This window comes from Neisseria gonorrhoeae, assembly GCF_013030075.1.
In the GTDB taxonomy this organism is placed as follows: Bacteria; Pseudomonadota; Gammaproteobacteria; order Burkholderiales; family Neisseriaceae; genus Neisseria; species Neisseria gonorrhoeae.
Genome location: NZ_AP023069.1, coordinates 1,923,371 through 1,938,559, shown reverse-complemented (window position 1 = coordinate 1,938,559; position 15,189 = coordinate 1,923,371). Strand labels below are relative to the sequence as shown.

The window sequence follows — 15,189 nt, the reverse complement described above, 5'->3', positions numbered from 1 at the left end:
AGACGGCATTTTCTCCAAATGCCGTCTGAAAACAAAAGCCCGCAGCCGGGAAACCGGCCGTCCGGGCCTATTCTTCGGTTTTTTCCCCCGCCCGGCGCGAAACGCCGATGCCGAGCTGTTTGAGTTTGCGGTAAAGGTGCGTGCGTTCCAAACCGACCTTCTGCGCCACTTTGCTCATATTCTGACCTTCTTGGGCGATGTGGTACTCGAAATAACGCCGCTCCACCTCCTCCCTTAATTCGCGCAGCGGCAGGTTAAAGTCGAACCCGCACGCCATATGCCCCGTTCCGTCGGCAGGCACACCGCGCCCCAGTGCCGAAGAAGCCGCGCCGATACCGATTTCCTGCCCGTCCGCCTCCAGCAGCAGCGTTGTCACGACGTTTTGCAACTGCTCGAAATTCCCCGGCCAGTCGTAACGGGACAATACGGCAAGCGCATCGTCACTGAATGCGGTAGGCGTGATTTTTTGGCTTTCCGCCACATTGCAGGCAATCCCCTGTATCAGGAAGGGAATGTCTTCATGCTGCATACTCAGGGGCGGAATACGGACGACCGATTCCGAAAAAAGCCCGGCCAATTTTTCTTCACATGAAATGCCGTCTGAACCTGCCGCGTAGCTGCACGAAGCAATCACCCTGACACGGCAGCGTTCTGCCTTGCCGATGATAAAGGTAATGCCGGTTTGGATATTGCGGCTGTATTGGGCGATGTCGCCGACATACAAAACGCCGCCCTCCGCCTTCTGCAACAGTTCCATCGGCATATCGATCAGATATTCGACCCTTGCCGGACTGACCCACGGCGTACCGTTTTTATGGAAATAGCGCGCCACGGTTTCAAACGGCGAACCCGCCTCGCCCGTCAAAAATACAGGGGACGTGCGCTTTGCCGCCGCTTCGACTTCGCGGTTCATCTCTTGAATCGCGGCACTGTTGCCCAGTTTGTCGAACACCGGTCCCGTTTCGATTTGCGCCGCACCGTGTTTCAACGCGTTTTCGACCGCAGACAGCAGCTTTTGCAGGGAAATCGGTTTTTCCAAAAAATCGATCGCGCCGATTTTGGTCGCTTCTACGGCGGTATCGATGCTGGCATGCCCGCTCATCACCACCACCGGCATATTGAGCTGCCCGTTTTTCGCCCACTCCTTCAAAAGGGTGATACCGTCGCAATCGGGCATCCAAATATCCAGCAGCACCATCGCCGGGCGCGCCTGATGGCGCAGCTTGCGCGCCTCTTCGGCATTTTCCGCCAACGCGACCGAATAGCCTTCGTCCTGCAGGATTTCCGACAGCAGGTCGCGGATGCCGACTTCGTCGTCTACAATTAAAATATCGCTGCTACGCATAAGTTTCTACCGTTTTTGGCAAGATGATTCTGACACACGCCCCACCCGCATCCTGATTGCTCAGGCTGATGCGGCCGCCGTGTTCTCCAATGATTTTTTTCACTACAGGCAGACCCAGTCCCGTTCCCGCCGGCTTATCCGTCACATACGGCTCGAAAGCATTGTGCAGCATTTCCTTGCCGAATCCCTTGCCGTTGTCGCAAACCGTCAGGACAATCCGTCCGTCCTGCCCCGTTTCCGATTTTACCCTGACTTCGGGCATATCGGCTTCTTCCGCCGCTTCGGCGGCATTTTTGAAAATATTGTGCAGCACCTGCCGCATGGCGGTCGTATCCGCCGCCATCATCAGCGGTTCGCCGGCAAGTTCCGCCTCAAACCGGCACGGGCCGGCTTCGTACAGGGCCAAAACATCGCCGATTAAGGCGTTCAAATCCTGATTTTCCAGTTTGAGCGAAGGGGCGCGCGCGTAATTGCGGAATGCCTCGACCATTTCTTTTAACGCCGCCACCTGTTTGATGATGGTGTCGGTCGAACGCGTCAGGATTTGCGCGTCCTGATCGTCCAGCTTCCCGCCCAATTTCCACGCCAGCCGTTCGGCGGAAAGCTGGATGGGCGTGAGCGGATTGCGGATTTCGTGTGCCAGCCGCTTCGCCACTTCACCCCACGCGGCTTCTTTTTGCGCGCGTATCAGCACGGTGATGTCGTCAATCACCATCACCACGCCGTTGCCGTTGTCTTCGGGCAATACCGTCGCCTTGCCCAGCAGGATTTTGGCATCGTCCGGCGCGGCATATTCCACCTGGACCGGTTTGTCCGTACCTGCCGCCGCACCGATGGCGGCAAACACTTCGGCAAGCAGGGACTGCTGTGCCGAAACGCCGTGCCAACCGTGCCGGCTGCTGCCCCACAGGGGGGCGAGCGGCATCCCCAAAATCTGTTCCGCCGCCTTGTTGAAGGTTTTCAAACGGCCTTTTTCGTCAAACACCACCACACCGGTAGTCAACCCATCCAACACGCACTCGAGGTAGTGGCGGGCGGCTTCCTCGCGCCGGCGGTTGCGTTCGTCTGCTTCTTTGGCGATGGAAAGCTGCTCGGTCATATGGTTGAACAGCTTGGTCAAACGTCCGAACTCGTCGTTGCGCAATACGGGGCGCGTCTGGCTGAAATCACCCTGCGCCACCGCCTTTGCGCCCTCGGCAAGCGACAGAATGGGTTCGACGAAACGGCGGGCAAAATACAGTGCCATTACCAGCGCAAGAAAAATCGACAGCAGCGAGGCAATCAGCAGGGTTACCAGAAAAAAGGTCTGCAAACCTTTTTTGCTGTAACTCAATTCGGCATATTTCGCCCGCGCCTTTTCAATCAGAACGGCATCCTGTGCCACATTTTCGGGAATCGGCTGGCGGAAGAACAGCGCGTAATCGCGCCCGTTGTGCGTACCTGCCGACAACCATCCCTGCGCGTACAATACGCCGCCTATGCTTTCCAAACTCCGAACCGAACCGGTCTGCTGAATCTGTTCCCAATGTTCTTTGTCGGGAAGCGGCTGGTCGAATTGGTGCGGATTGATGCTTTTTTCGATTTTCCCGCTTGCGGCATTGTACAGGGCAAGCTGGGCAAAACCGCTGCCGGCGTAGTGTTCCAGCACACTGCCCATATTGCCCGACAGGGAGGCGGTGCCGATGAGGTCTATCTGTACGGGAACGGCGTTGCTGACGGCATTGTCTGCCGCCAAATCCAGTGCGGACTTGCTCAAATTAAGGCTGCGTTCGAGGGCTTCGTGGGTGTCGTTGCCGAACCACGAATTAATCGTGCCGTTGATAAACTGCGCGGAAATGCCGAACAGGAACAAGCCGGGCAGTACGGCGACCAGCGTGAACATCCCGGAAAGGCGTTTGGCAATCTGCGAACCGAACACGCCGTTGCGCCTGTCTTTCAACAGCAATATGACATAACGTGCCAAAACGGCGGACAACACCAGCAGCAGCATTGCGCTGAACGAGACTATCCACCAGAAATAATCCGCCAGCGAACTGGTGCTGCCGGTTGCCGCCGTCAATCCGTACAGCAGGACGACGGCGCATATGGCTGCGATCGGTAGGAAGCGGCGCATTATTTGTTCCCGATGATGTTTAGAGGTTTCCAACCCGAATCCAAATGCCAGTTTTGAGAAGTCAATGCGTTGATTTGGAAAGGCTTGGGCAGTTTTGAAGTGGACAGCGTCAGGCGGATTTCCGCCTTGGTTTCCCCTGCTTCCGCACCGGACAACGCGCCTTTGTTCAGGACTTTCCAGTTGGCAACCGCGCCGGTCGCGCGCAATGCCGCATCCAAAGTGTCGTAATCGGTGGAAAATGCGCCGACGGTAACGCGGTAGCGGTTGGTCAGCGGATGGAAACTCAGTTTGTAGTCAATATTGTCGTCATCGCCAATCAGTTGCCCCAATTTAAACCGATAAGAAGCGATTGTCGGGGCGGAAAGCTGCCAGCTTAAGGTAAAGTTGAGCGGTACGCCCCGGCGCAACGCCTGTTGGAGCTGGTCGGGCAGCTCGGTTTGGAAGCGGCTGCTGATGGAAAGCCGCCCGCCGTCGGTTATCCTCGCTTCGGCGCGGGTCGCGGCAATGCCCTCCGCCGCCGCGTCCGGCAAAACGGAGAGCATCGGCAACAGCACAAGCCATTGTTTAATGCTTTTGAATAAGCGCGTAATAAAAGCCATCTTGGTGTTTGTTCGGTAAAAGCACCCGCGATTCGATCGGTTCGGCATCGGCATGGCGGTTGAGGAATTTTTGCAGTTGCCCGTCGTTTTCTTCGACGAACACGGAACAGGTGGCAAGCAGCATTCTGCCGCCCTGTTTCAACGCCTGCCAAAGTGCGTCCAGCAGGGCTTCCTGCCGGCGGGCGGTTTTGAGCGCGTCGGTCGGTCGGCGCAGCCATTTCACGTCGGGATTGCGCCGCGCCACGCCGGAAGCGGTGCACGGCACGTCGGCAAGGATTGCGTCGAAAGGCTTTCCATCATACCACGCCGCCAAATCCCGCGCATCGGCACACGCCGCCGATGCCGTCTGAAAGCCCAAACGGGCGATATTGTCCTCCACACGCTTCAGACGGCCTGCATCGATGTCCAAGGCGGTAACGCGGCAGTCCGCCAGTTCCAAAATATGCCCCGTCTTGCCGCCCGGCGCGGCGCACGCGTCCAAAATCCGTTCGCCGTCTTTCGGGTTAAGGAGATACGCCGCCTGCTGCGCGCCGAAGTCCTGTACCGACACCAGTCCTTCGGCAAAACCGGGCAGACGGTTTACCGGCACGGCTTCTTCCAACGTAACCGCATATTCGTCCAACGCCTTAGCCGCGATACCTTCCACAGCCAGTTTTTCCAAATAGCTTTCGGCGTTGCCGTGCCGGCGGTTGACGCGCAACGTCATCGGCGGATGGGATTGCAGCGCGGCGGCGATGTTGTGCCAGTGTTTCGGATAATGGTTTTTCAGGTAGGCAACCCACCACAGCGGCAGGTTGTATTTCGCCACATCGTCTTTTTTGCAGGAAGCCGCCAATTTTTCACGTTCGCGCAAAAAGCGGCGCAAAACCGCGTTGGCAAACGAACGGTACTGCCCGCGCCCGATTTTGGCTATGCTTTCAACAGCTTCGTTGACCACGGCGTGGGGCGCGTTGCGCGTGTAATGCAGTTGGTACAACGCCGCCAAAAGCAGGCTTTCGAGCTGCGGATTGTCGATGGGCTTTTTCAGCATCTGCGCGAGCATATGTTTCAAACTGCCCAAATAACGCTGGCAGCCGTAGGCGATATCCTGCAACGCGCCGTTTTCCTGCGCCGTCAGCTGCGGATGCGCCGCGCGGATGTGCGCCAACACGTCCTGAAGGTTGCGCCCTTCGGCAACCGCCGCAATGCTGTCGGCGGCAAGTTTTTGGGCAAGTGCCATACTCATATTATGTGATTCGCTTTCTTCAACTGATGGTTTCAGACGGCATTCCCGTTTGCGGATCGGAATGCCGTCTGAAGGGATTTACAGCTTCGCCCCTGCTTCAATAGACCGTCCCGCCGCAAACGCCGCAATATTCATACGCCTGCCGCCGGCAGGCTGCAATTCGGTAATCTTCAGCGCGCTTTCGCCGCAGGCAACGACCAAACCGTCCGCCGAACAGGACAACACTTCGCCTGCCGTACCTTGTTGCGCCACCACTTCGGCACGCCGGATTTTCATCGGCTTGCCCTGATATTCGACCCACGCGGCAGGCACGGGGTTGAAGGCGCGGATTTTGCGTTCGATAATGTCCGCGCTTTCGCTCCAATCGATACGCGCTTCTTCTTTGCTTAGTTTTTGGGCGTAAGTTACGCCTTCTTCGGGCTGTTTGACCGCGTTCAGACGGCCTTTGCTTTGAAGCTGTTGCAAATCGGCAACAACCGCCGCCGCACCGATTTCCATCAGCGCGTCGTGGACTTCGTTGGCAGTATCGGTAGGTTGGATGGCGTAGCGGTGTTCGCTGACCACATCGCCGGTGTCCAAACCGATGTCCATCTGCATAATGCACACGCCGGTTTCGGCATCGCCGGCCTCAATCGCGCGCTGAATCGGCGCCGCGCCGCGCCAACGGGGCAGCAGCGAAGCATGGATATTGAGGCAGCCGTGTTTCGGCGTATCCAACACGTCCTGCGGCAGAATCAAGCCGTACGCGGCAACCACCATTACGTCCGCCTCGACCTCTTTGAGCATTTGCAGGGCTTCGGCGTTGTTGCGCAGTTTTTCGGGCTGTGCCACGCGCAAACCGAGTTCCAGCGCGGCTTGTTTGACAGGCGGGGCGGTCAGTTGCATACCGCGCCCTTTCGGACGGTCGGGCTGGGTCAGCACCAGCGGGATTTCAAAACCGGCGGCGGCAACGGCTTTTAAGGCGGCGGCGGCAAAATCGGGCGTGCCGGCAAAGATGACTTTCATAGCGTGTTCCTGCGTGTGCGTAAAGTTGTCGGACAAGGCTGTGCCGTCTGAAAGCCTTGCAGCGTTCAGACGGCATGACGAAGCGAATCAAATCGTATGTTTCTGACGTTTTTTCAGTTTGGTCTTAATCCGCCCCTGCTTGAGTTGGGAAAGGCGTTCGACAAACACGATGCCCATCAAGTGATCTAACTCGTGCTGCACGCAAATCGCCAGCAGCCCGTCCGCCTCCAGCGTGAATTTTTCGCCTTTTTCGTTCAAAGCCTCGACCTTGACGCGTTCGGCGCGGGTAACGGCGTCGTAAATGCCCGGTACGGACAGGCAGCCCTCTTCGTAAGTGGTTTCGCCGTCTTTTTCAACGATGACGGGGTTGATGAACACGCGCGGTTCGCTGCGGTCTTCGGTCAAATCCATCACGACCACGCGTTCGTGCACATCGACCTGCGTCGCCGCCAGCCCGATGCCGCGCGATTCGTACATCGTTTCAAACATATCGGCAACCAGCTTCCGGATGCGCTCGTCAACTTGTTCGACAGGCTTTGCCACCGTGTGCAGACGCTCGTCGGGATATTGCAAGATATTCAGTAAAGCCATAATTTTCTCTTTCCTTCGGCGGATACGCCGCCTGTTTTTCATAATTACCGTGATGGTACGGATAATTCGATGTTAAAATGCGGAACATTTGTTATCACGCGGCACATCCCGAGGGGCTGCCGCCGCTTTTTCCAACCCAATCAAGCAAGACAAACCGAAATTTATCAGATAAGGGGAACGGTTATGCAACGTCGTATTATAACCCTGCTCTATATTCAGTAAAGCCATAATTTTCTCTTTCCTTCGGCGGATACGCCGCCTGTTTTTCATAATTACCGTGATGGTACGGATAATTCGATGTTAAAATGCGGAACATTTGTTATCACGCGGCACATCCCGAGGGGCTGCCGCCGCTTTTTCCAACCCAATCAAGCAAGACAAACCGAAATTTATCAGATAAGGGGAACAGTTATGCAACGTCGTATTATAACCCTGCTCTGCGCGGCAGGCATGGCATTCTCAACACAAACTTTGGCGGCAAATCTGGAGGTGCGCCCGGATGCGCCGCAACGCTACACGGTCAAACAGGGCGACACCCTGTGGGACATCTCCGGCAAATACCTGTACAGCCCGTGGCAATGGGGCAGCCTGTGGGGCGCGAACCGGGATCAAATCCACAATCCCGACCTGATTTATCCGGGCCAGGTATTGGTGTTGCGCTACGTTGGCGGCGAACCGCGCCTTGATTTGGAACAGACAGACGGCATCCCCGTCGTCAAAATGAGTCCGGATAAAGAAGTGTCCGGATACGGCATCCCTGCCGTCAATGCCAACTTCTACCGCATCTTTATACGGCACCCGCAAATCGTTTCCCGCAAAGAAACCGCTGCCGCGCCGCGCCTGCTCTCGGGCCCGGAAGGCAGGCTGCTGTACACCAAAGGCGCCAGGGTTTACACCAAAGGCCTGAAAGAGCCGGGCCGTTATCTGACCTACCGAATCAATAAAAACATCACCGATCCGGATACGGGTAAATTCCTCGGACAAGAAGTCGCATTCAGCGGCATCGTGCGCTCCCTCGACTATACCGACTCCGCCCTCGAACAACGCTCGAAACAGGCTGAAGAACGGCTGAAAGACAACGAATACTACACCCGCACCCATCCTTTGATTACCCCGGTGCGCACCCGTTCGATACAGCCGCTGGTGGTCGAAACCGCCATTTCCGAAATACAGCAGGGCGACTACCTGATGAAAATGCCGGAAGACACCGACCGCTTCAATATGGTGCCGCACGAACCGTCCCGCCCGGTTCAGGCAAAAATCGTTTCCGTGTTTGAAGGCGTGGGGGTCGGCGGACAGTTCAAAACCATTACGATAGACAAAGGCGGGGACGACGGTTTGGACAAAGGCGCAGTTTTAAGCCTTTACAAACGCAAGAAAACGATGCAGGTCAACCTCTCCAACAATTTGACCGAAGAACCTAAAAGCAGGGATACCGTCGAGCTGATTTCGACACCTGCCGAAGAAGTGGGCTTGGCAATGGTTTACCACACTGCGCCGAAACTGGCTTACGCCATTATTTTGGAAAACATCTCCGATATTTCCGAAGGCGACACCGCCGCCAATCCGGGACGGGATTTGGACAATATGCCGGATCAGGGCCGCGCCCGCGTCGATTCCGACCCTTTCCAATAACCCCTCGGCAACAATGCCGTCTGAAGCATTCAGACGGCATTTTTATTTAGGCTGTGTTTTCATATCCCGTTGATGCAAAACCCTGATTTAGTCGGACAAAATGCCTTTTATCCGATGGAATCGGTTTCCGCCCGAACGGAAATCACAGCGGCTGTCTCCCTTGCAGACAGATATAGCGAATTAACAAAAACCGGTACGGCGTTGCCCCGCCCCGGCTCAAAGGGAACGATTCCCTAAGGTGCCCAAGCACCGGGCGAACCGATTCCGTACTATTTGTACTGTCTGCGGCCCGCCGCCTTGTCCTGATTTTTGTTAATCTACTATAAAACCAACCGGGTATCCAAACCCAATCTTGCCGCTTTGCCGCCGCGCCACCCGTGCGCTCCCCATACATCGGGACACCTTCAATAAAATATCTGCTTAGGCTTTTCCGGCGTTTTCGAGATTTCCCTCAACGCCTGATTGAGCGCGCCCAAATCCAACGCCGTTTCCGAACGGCAGGCATCGCCGAAGATGTTTTTTATATTCCGCCGTCAGTTTCAGTATCCCTTTGAACGCGCGCCCTTCCAAAGCCGCCGACAACTCGAAAATATCGGCGAACACGCGCCCATAGGTTTCGCCCGAGGCGACCGCGTCCGTCCCCAATGCGAACATATCCATTTTTGCCAACTCGGCGGCAATCGTGCGCGCGTCTTCGTCGTCGGGCAGCACTTCCGCCTTGAACCTGACCTGTTCCGCCATGCCTTTGCCGTGGTTTTTGACCAGCAGGGCGAGCATTTGCGGCTTGTGTTCCAAGTGTTGCAAAGAAGCGTGCAGGACGGGGGTATGCTTTCGTTCTGTATCATTTTTTCGCGGTAGAACTTTTCTGCCTTAGCCTTTGAACGCACCGACACGAACGCCCACGCCAGCCACACCAGCGCGACGGCGGACAATGCGGACAGAAGCGGAGGCAGCTCTTCAGTATAGGCTTTCTGATTGAACCAGATTTGCGCGGTCAAAAAACCGGCAAAGAAAATCAAAACATAAAGTATCGGTGCGAAACGACTTTGGACAGAAGCGTGCATCATCATTCCATTTCAGATTGGCAAAACAGGCGGCAGGCAAAATTCCGCCGCCGGGCTCGGGAATCCGTCAGGCTTCCGCCACCGAATCCCGGTTGTAGGTTTTTTCGCAGTAGTGGCATTTCAGCCGCGTCTGCCCGTTGTGTTTCTTAACATAAAACCGGCTTTTGACCGGCTCGCCGTGGCCGGCGCAATTGGGATTCGGGCAGCGGAACACTTCGGCGATTTCGTCGGGCAGGGTCAAATGCCGCTTCTGTACGACCTTGAAATTGTCGATGGTGTTGACCACCGCTTCGGGGGCGAACAGGGCGAGGCGGTCGGCGGCTTTATCGTCCAAGCACACGCCTTTGATTTTGATGATGTCTTTGCTGCCCTGGGTTTTGCTGGGCAGGTTGAAGCCCACGGTTACCGCGTTGCCGTAGTGCAAAAGTTTGAACTGGCGCAGGATGGTCAGCCCCCTGCCGGCGGGAATATGGTCGATAACCGTGCCTTTTTCGATGGCTTCGACACTGAGTTTTTGCGCTTCCATATCGGTTCCTCACACTTCTTCGTTCAACACCAGCGACAATATCGCCATACGCGCATAAACGCCGTTGGTCGCCTGCTCGAAATAATAGGCGTGCGGCGCGGCATCGACATCGGGGTGGATTTCGTCCGTGCGCGGCAGGGGGTGCAGCACGCGCAGGTTCGGTTTGGCGCGGGCGAGCATAGACGCTTCGAGGTTGAATTTGCCTTGGATTTTGGCAAATTCCTGTTCGTCGAAACGTTCGCGCTGGACGCGGGTCATATACAGGATGTCCGCCCATTCCGCCGCCTCTTCCAAACTGCCGAGGGCGCGGTATCGGCAGTCGGCTTCTTCCAACTCTTCGGTAATGTAGTCGGGCATCGCGAGGCTGGGCGGCGAGACGAAGGCAAATTCGCAGCCCCAGCGTTTCAACGCCTGACACAGCGAATGCACGGTGCGCCCGTATTTCAAGTCGCCCGCCATGGCGATTTTAAGCTTGTCCAAACGCCCCTGCGTTTCATAAATCGTTACCAGGTCCAACAAGGTTTGGCTGGGGTGCTGGTTCGTGCCGTCGCCGGCGTTGATGACGGGGACGCGCGAAAACTCCGCCGCCACGCGCGCCGCGCCGTCTTTGGGATGGCGTTGGACAATCGCGTCGGTGTAGCCGGAAATGATACGGGCGGTATCGGCAAGCGTTTCGCCTTTTTTGGCACTGGTATTCGCGCCGTCCGAAAAGCCGATGACCTTACCGCCCAAACGCTGCACCGCCGTTTCAAACGACAGCCTCGTGCGCGTGGACGGCTCGAAAAAGCACGAACCGATGAGTTTGCCTTCCAACAAATCGCCGCGCGGATGCGCCTTCAGCTTCAATGCCGTCTGAAGCAGGCATTCCAACTGTTCGCGCGACAAATCCGAAATGGAGATGATGTGCTGTCTGTAAAGCGGATTAGGCATTTTGCCCCCCTTCCGTAAAAAACCCGCGTCAGGCGGGCATCCGGTTATACGTCCACGCCGCCCGTATGTTTGCGGAACAGCTTCGCAAAAGCGGCGACACGGCGCGTATTATCGCACATTTGCCTCCACAAAGTTTTACCGCACGAATCCTGTATTTTTCAGACGGCATATCCAAACACGCCCGCATAAGCATAAGGTATAATCGCGCCAGACATTTCTTTTCAGGAAGCCGCCATGTTAATCTGCAACCCCTACGAAGTCGTCATCCACGGCACAACGAGTTCCGGCAAGATTTTCCGCCCCGGCGACTGGGCGGAACGCCTGTGCGGCATCCTGTCCTCGTTCACCAAAGACAACCGCCTCTCCTATTCGAAATGGGTGCGCCCCATGCTGGTGGACAACATCCGCTGCGTCGCCGTCGATAAAAAACTGGAAACCGACAATCCGCAGATGTTCCGCTTCCTGATGGACTTTGCCGCCGACAACGACCTGCGCGTCATCGACTGCAAAGCCCTGCTCGAAGAACGCGAACAGGGCGGACAAAACGACCCTGCCAACGAACGCGTCCTGCTGGCACAGGCAATCGAAGAAAAACACGCCGCCGAGAAAACACAGGAACAGACCGCCTCGGGCGCATCCTACGTTTTACGCGAAATCGGCGCGGACGACACCGCCACCGCCTTTGCAGCCTTGAGTGTTTTGCGTTCCGCCCTGACCGACATCGGCCGCTTTACCGAACAGATCAACAAAACCCAACGCCCCCAAGGCTACCGCCTGCTGGGCATTTTTGAAGAAGGCAAACACAACGCCGTCGCTGTCTGCGGCTTCCGCGAAGCCTGCACCCTCGCCGGCGGCCGCCACATCCACATCGACGACATCGTTACCCTGCCGCAAAGCCGCCGCAAAGGCTACGCCTCGCGCCTTTTGGAAGAAGTCCGCAAAATCAGCGCGGAAACAGGGGTTACCAAAATCCACCTTAACGTCCACGTCAACCACGACCGTACCGACGCGCACCGCCTGTATTTCAAAAACGGTTTTGAAATCTGCGCCTACCACTTCCGTTGCGACCCCAAATGAAAATACTCCTCCTCATCTGCACCCTGTCGGCACCCGCCGCCTGAACCACCCCGTCCGGACAAGGCGGCACTCAGGTTTACGGCGAAATCAAAGCCCGAGACCTTTGCGTTGCCTCTCCTATCCTGCTTTCTGTCTTGCCTGCTCTCGTTGAGCCAAGCGTTCTTGCAAGCTCGCTTGCGCGTTGGCAAGCATTGCACTCTATCGGCTTTCTTTTCCTATTGCGGCTGGTGGTTCAGGCTCGCGTTGTACGCTTTGCACTAAAGCGCACCGTGAATCGATGCTCGCTATTTATAGTGGATTAACAAAAACCAGTACGGCGTTGCCCCGCCTTAGCTCAAAGAGAACGATTCCCTAAGGTGCTGAAGCACCAAGTGAATCGGTTTCGTACTATTTGTACTGTCTGCGGCTTCGTCGCCTTGTCCTGATTTTTGTTAATCCACTATAATTGTTAATCACTTTTAATCAGCTAACTAATTTCTGTAATAGAATTAGTTAGCTATTTATTAATATAGGTTGCATGATTATGGGTGTATTAATTTTTTTTCTAATCGTTCCAATTTTGGGATTTATTTGCGCTACGATAAATTATTTTATTATTAATAAATTTAAACTTCCAAAATACATGGCGTATTTACTCCCATCATTATCTATTTTATTCATATTTATTCATGCAATAAAATTGCATATGATTTTATTTTTTTATGTTTCATGCGTTTATTCCGCGTATACATATTATGATAAAAAATCTTTATAAATTGATAAATTATGCGGCTTTGATTGGTTTCGCCCCAAATATAGTTTTTGCTTGGCCTATGTTTGTTGACCCCCGCTTCTTACCAAAACATCCATGTACGGAGTTGGAAAGCACGGCGAGATTCCGGCATAGTAAAACAAGATTTGGATTTTTCTTGCGGCGCGGCTTCGATTGCCACGTTACTGAATAATTTTTATGGCAGACATTATTCTGAAGCGGAAATCTTAGACAAAATGGATAAAACCCAAATGCGTGCTTCTTTTGATGATATGCAACGCATAATGCCCGAACTGGGTTTTGAAGCACAAGGTTATGCTTTGCCATTTGAACAGTTGGTACAACTAAAAATTCCTGTAATTGTGTATTTAAAATACCGTAAAAACAACCATTTTTCGGTATTGAACGGTATTAACGGAGAAACTGTTTTGCTGGCTGATCCATCGCTGGGGCACGTCTCAACGAGCAAATCACAATTCTTGAGCGCATGGAAAACACGTGATGGCGAAATGGAAGGAAAAATTTTAGCCATCGTGCCAAAAAATACTGATTTTGTTAGAAATCAGATGTTTTTTAATAAAAATCCCGTTCGTCAAACACGTTTTACGGTAGAACAAATCCAAATGCGGCAAAAACGATAATAAACCGATTTTTGCCCATTTATTTTATATAGTAATCAGGACAAGGCGGCGGGCCGCAGACAGTACAAATAGTACGGAACCGATTCACTTGGTGCTTCAGCACCTTAGAGAATCGTTCTCTTTGAGCTAAGGCGAGGCAACGCCGTACTGGTTTTTGTTAATCCACTATAAAAGCAAAGAAACCGCCATTAGCACTACACCCCCCCAAGCTGCGGCTGCCAAACACATCGGCTGCTTCTCGACGCACCCGCTGAAAAATGCGCCCTATCCGCCCGCCTTGACCGCACCCCCTGCCTTTGCCACCCTGCCCGATGCCGTCTGAAGCCTGAACCGCCCTACCAGCCCGATGATGCACGACACCGCCGGAAAGGGCATACACAAAGCCGTCAGCACATAACGCGCATTCCCCGTATTGACCACGTCCGCGCCCTTCAGCAGCAGCGGCAGCGCGTTCGCCCACTCCCACAGCGAAGGCGCGCTGAACGCCAATACCGCCACCAGCCCCAACATCCGGAACACCCCGATTTCCAAGACCTGCCGCCGCCGCACCGAACGGTTGAGCAAAAACACAACCGCCAACCCGAAACAGACCACCGCCGCCATACCGCCGTTGGCGACAATCTGCAAACTGTTGAACGCAATATCGGGCGTAACCGCCAACACGCCTTCCGAATCCGGCACGGCACGCTGCAAATCCAACCCCTGCAACACATTCAACACAAAACCGTAGATCAAATCAAAAAACACCACGCCTATCGGCAAAGCACTCAAAACCCGCCACATCTTCCTATCTGACCAACCGTTCAAAACCTTCATTTTATAGTGGATTAAATTTAAACCAGTACGGCGTTGCCTCGCCTTGCCGTACTATTTGTACTGTCTGCGGCTTCGTCGCCTTGTCCTGATTTAAATTTAATCCACTATACCCGACCACGCAAGCCGCCGAACAAAAAATAAGGGGCTGTCCTAGATAACTAGGATAAACTCGATTTTACTAATTGTTTTAAAATGGAACAAGAACTTTTATCTCACTGTTGTTAAAACGCCATTCGCACTCCTTTAAATACAGCTCAAAATGCGCTTTGGGAATGCCGTTAAACTTGCGTAAATGACGTTTTGCCTGATTCCAAAAGTTCTCAATTCCATTAATATGGTTTTGTCGTTCGGCAAAATGTGTGCTGTGATTGATACGAAAACGAAGTTTCAGCGAAGCTAAAATGGCTAAATTCGCTCACATCTAATACATCATAGCTACGATAACAATCCGTATAAACAATACTGTCAGGTTTCACTTGTTCACGGATAATAGGAAATAAAGTAGCGGTTTGAGTATTCGGTACTGTAACCGTATAAACCTTACCATTTCGCTTCAAAAGACCGAATACGGCGACTTTACCGGCAGCACCGCGACCGCGTTTGCCTTTGCGTTGTCCGCCAAAATAACTTTCATCTGCTTCTACTTCGCCATCAAACATTTCCAAATGCGGACTGTTTTGATAAATAAGTAATCGTAAACGATGAAAATAATAGGCTGCGGTATTTTTATTAACGCCTACTAACTCTGCTGCCGTTCTTGCAGTTACACCTGCGACAAACAGTTCAATGAGTTTATTTTGTTTATACTGGCTTAGACGACTTTTTCTCATAGGGATAATTCTAACTTAATTTGAATTTCCCTAGTTATCTA

At 54.0% G+C, this 15,189-nt stretch carries 12 protein-coding genes and 2 pseudogenes; 3 read left to right on the top strand and 11 right to left on the bottom strand.

All coding sequences use genetic code 11. From position 1 onward, the window contains the following. Nucleotides 1–67 precede the first annotated feature (67 nt). The 6 genes from HT085_RS10165 to def all read right to left on the bottom strand — a co-directional run bounded on the left by HT085_RS10165 (nt 68) and on the right by def (nt 6,878). On the bottom strand, nt 68–1,345 hold the full coding sequence (locus HT085_RS10165) for a sigma-54-dependent transcriptional regulator (protein ID WP_003690124.1): 1,278 nt from the start codon (nt 1,343–1,345) through the stop codon (nt 68–70). Continuing rightward, nucleotides 1,338–3,458, bottom strand: coding sequence for a HAMP domain-containing histidine kinase (locus tag HT085_RS10160; RefSeq protein WP_003690126.1), 2,121 nt, complete (start codon nt 3,456–3,458; stop codon nt 1,338–1,340). Before HT085_RS10160 ends, HT085_RS10165 begins: the two co-directional genes overlap by 8 nt. Next, a complete protein-coding gene (locus HT085_RS10155) occupies nt 3,458–4,057 on the bottom strand; it encodes a DUF4390 domain-containing protein (protein WP_003690290.1) in 600 nt (199 codons plus the stop codon). The genes HT085_RS10160 and HT085_RS10155 overlap by 1 nt, the downstream gene beginning before the upstream one ends. Then, nucleotides 4,023–5,282: a 16S rRNA (cytosine(967)-C(5))-methyltransferase RsmB gene (gene rsmB / locus HT085_RS10150; RefSeq protein WP_003690289.1), complete on the bottom strand. Its 1,260-nt coding sequence runs from the start codon at nt 5,280–5,282 to the stop codon at nt 4,023–4,025. Before rsmB ends, HT085_RS10155 begins: the two co-directional genes overlap by 35 nt. A 78-nt stretch (nt 5,283–5,360) precedes the next feature. Then, a complete protein-coding gene (gene fmt, locus HT085_RS10145) occupies nt 5,361–6,287 on the bottom strand; it encodes a methionyl-tRNA formyltransferase (protein ID WP_003690130.1) in 927 nt (308 codons plus the stop codon). Nucleotides 6,288–6,374: 87 nt separating this feature from the next. Further along, nucleotides 6,375–6,878: a peptide deformylase gene (gene def, locus HT085_RS10140; RefSeq protein WP_003690288.1), complete on the bottom strand. Its 504-nt coding sequence runs from the start codon at nt 6,876–6,878 to the stop codon at nt 6,375–6,377. Nucleotides 6,879–7,289: 411 nt separating this feature from the next. Between def and HT085_RS10130 the strand changes: the two genes are divergently transcribed. Continuing rightward, the gene (locus HT085_RS10130; RefSeq protein ID WP_025455749.1) at nt 7,290–8,513 is read left to right on the top strand and encodes a LysM peptidoglycan-binding domain-containing protein; all 1,224 of its coding nucleotides are present in this window, start codon (nt 7,290–7,292) and stop codon (nt 8,511–8,513) included. A 404-nt stretch (nt 8,514–8,917) separates the two neighbouring features. Here HT085_RS10130 and HT085_RS10125 read toward each other — a convergent pair. The 3 genes and pseudogenes from HT085_RS10125 to pyrB form a co-directional block, all read right to left on the bottom strand. Continuing rightward, nucleotides 8,918–9,583: pseudogene (locus tag HT085_RS10125) on the bottom strand (hypothetical protein). Between the two features lie 61 nt (nt 9,584–9,644). Then, nucleotides 9,645–10,103, bottom strand: coding sequence for an aspartate carbamoyltransferase regulatory subunit (gene pyrI / locus HT085_RS10120; RefSeq protein WP_003690135.1), 459 nt, complete (start codon nt 10,101–10,103; stop codon nt 9,645–9,647). A gap of 9 nt (nt 10,104–10,112) precedes the next feature. After that, nucleotides 10,113–11,033 carry an aspartate carbamoyltransferase gene (gene pyrB / locus HT085_RS10115; protein ID WP_003690137.1) on the bottom strand — a complete coding sequence of 307 codons (921 nt, stop codon included), beginning with the start codon at nt 11,031–11,033 and terminating at the stop codon, nt 10,113–10,115. A gap of 234 nt (nt 11,034–11,267) precedes the next feature. On the opposite strand from pyrB, the gene HT085_RS10110 reads away from it, so the two are divergent. Beyond that, nucleotides 11,268–12,110 carry a GNAT family N-acetyltransferase gene (locus tag HT085_RS10110; RefSeq protein WP_003690284.1) on the top strand — a complete coding sequence of 281 codons (843 nt, stop codon included), beginning with the start codon at nt 11,268–11,270 and terminating at the stop codon, nt 12,108–12,110. Nucleotides 12,111–12,911: 801 nt separating this feature from the next. After that, the gene (locus HT085_RS10105; RefSeq protein WP_003690143.1) at nt 12,912–13,502 is read left to right on the top strand and encodes a C39 family peptidase; all 591 of its coding nucleotides are present in this window, start codon (nt 12,912–12,914) and stop codon (nt 13,500–13,502) included. A 264-nt stretch (nt 13,503–13,766) separates the two neighbouring features. On the opposite strand, the gene HT085_RS10100 is transcribed toward HT085_RS10105, so the two are convergent. Then, entirely contained in the window at nt 13,767–14,318 is a 552-nt protein-coding gene (locus HT085_RS10100; RefSeq protein ID WP_003690145.1) for a hypothetical protein, read from the bottom strand. 158 nt (nt 14,319–14,476) lie between these two features. Continuing rightward, nucleotides 14,477–15,148, bottom strand: a pseudogene (locus HT085_RS10090) (IS1595 family transposase). Nucleotides 15,149–15,189 lie beyond the last annotated feature (41 nt).

Coding starts and splice junctions, on each gene's coding strand:
- HT085_RS10155 (WP_003690290.1), bottom strand. CDS start 4,057: ATGGCTTTTATTACGCGCTTATTCAAAAGCATTAAACAATGGCTTGTG.
- fmt (WP_003690130.1), bottom strand. CDS start 6,287: ATGAAAGTCATCTTTGCCGGCACGCCCGATTTTGCCGCCGCCGCCTTA.
- HT085_RS10160 (WP_003690126.1), bottom strand. CDS start 3,458: ATGCGCCGCTTCCTACCGATCGCAGCCATATGCGCCGTCGTCCTGCTG.
- HT085_RS10100 (WP_003690145.1), bottom strand. CDS start 14,318: ATGAAGGTTTTGAACGGTTGGTCAGATAGGAAGATGTGGCGGGTTTTG.
- HT085_RS10165 (WP_003690124.1), bottom strand. CDS start 1,345: ATGCGTAGCAGCGATATTTTAATTGTAGACGACGAAGTCGGCATCCGC.
- HT085_RS10130 (WP_025455749.1), top strand. CDS start 7,290: ATGCAACGTCGTATTATAACCCTGCTCTGCGCGGCAGGCATGGCATTC.
- pyrB (WP_003690137.1), bottom strand. CDS start 11,033: ATGCCTAATCCGCTTTACAGACAGCACATCATCTCCATTTCGGATTTG.
- HT085_RS10110 (WP_003690284.1), top strand. CDS start 11,268: ATGTTAATCTGCAACCCCTACGAAGTCGTCATCCACGGCACAACGAGT.
- rsmB (WP_003690289.1), bottom strand. CDS start 5,282: ATGAGTATGGCACTTGCCCAAAAACTTGCCGCCGACAGCATTGCGGCG.
- pyrI (WP_003690135.1), bottom strand. CDS start 10,103: ATGGAAGCGCAAAAACTCAGTGTCGAAGCCATCGAAAAAGGCACGGTT.
- def (WP_003690288.1), bottom strand. CDS start 6,878: ATGGCTTTACTGAATATCTTGCAATATCCCGACGAGCGTCTGCACACG.